Origin of the sequence: Psychrobacter sp. AOP7-C1-14 (assembly GCF_052376135.1) — a bacterium.
GTDB lineage: Bacteria > Pseudomonadota > Gammaproteobacteria > Pseudomonadales > Moraxellaceae > Psychrobacter.
The window spans coordinates 1-634 of the sequence record NZ_JBQSVH010000050.1 but is presented as its reverse complement, the minus strand read 5'-3'; the positions used below and the strand labels follow the sequence as shown (position 1 = coordinate 634).

General features: G+C 46.5%; 1 protein-coding gene. It reads left to right on the top strand.

Going from position 1 to position 634, the window contains the following annotated elements; translation table 11 throughout:
- Window positions 1-50: 50 nt before the first annotated feature.
- On the top strand, window positions 51-634 hold a 584-nt coding region (locus ACT3QN_RS13675), incomplete at its 3' end, for an IS256 family transposase (protein ID WP_444529300.1).

Here is a 634-nt window from a genome sequence, read left to right as displayed (position 1 = left end):
TTCCCAAACTCTGTGTAACTGCTTATAATCCACTAACAGGAGAATAAGCAATGACTACTCAATCTGACATCAAGAAACTGGCTGAGCAAATGGCCAGCAGCATGAAAAGCTTCGATGACATCAAAGACTTTCAAAAGCAGCTCATGCAGTCCTTCATCGACACTGCCTTAGAAGCAGAAATGGAAGAGCATCTCGGCTACCCCAAGCATGAAAAGGCAGACAGGCCTAATAAGCGCAATGGGCACACTAAAAAGAGAGTCCGTAGCGACACAGGCGAGCTTGAGATCTCCACCCCAAGAGACCGTGATAGCAGCTTTGAGCCTGTACTTGTCAGTAAGCATCAAACCCGTATTTCAGGTCTTGATGACAAAATCATCAGCTTTTACGCCAAAGGTCAAACCACTACTGAGATTGTCGAAACCATCAAGGACATCTACGACGTCGACATCTCAAGCAGCTTGGTTTCCAGAGTCACTGACAACATCTTGGATGACATCACCGCTTGGCAGAACCGGCCACTGAGCAGCGTCTATCCTATCGTCTACTTAGACTGCATTGTCGTCAAAGTTCGTCAGGACAAGCAGATCATCAACAAAGCTATCTATCTGGCCTTAGGCGTTGCTCTTGATGGTAA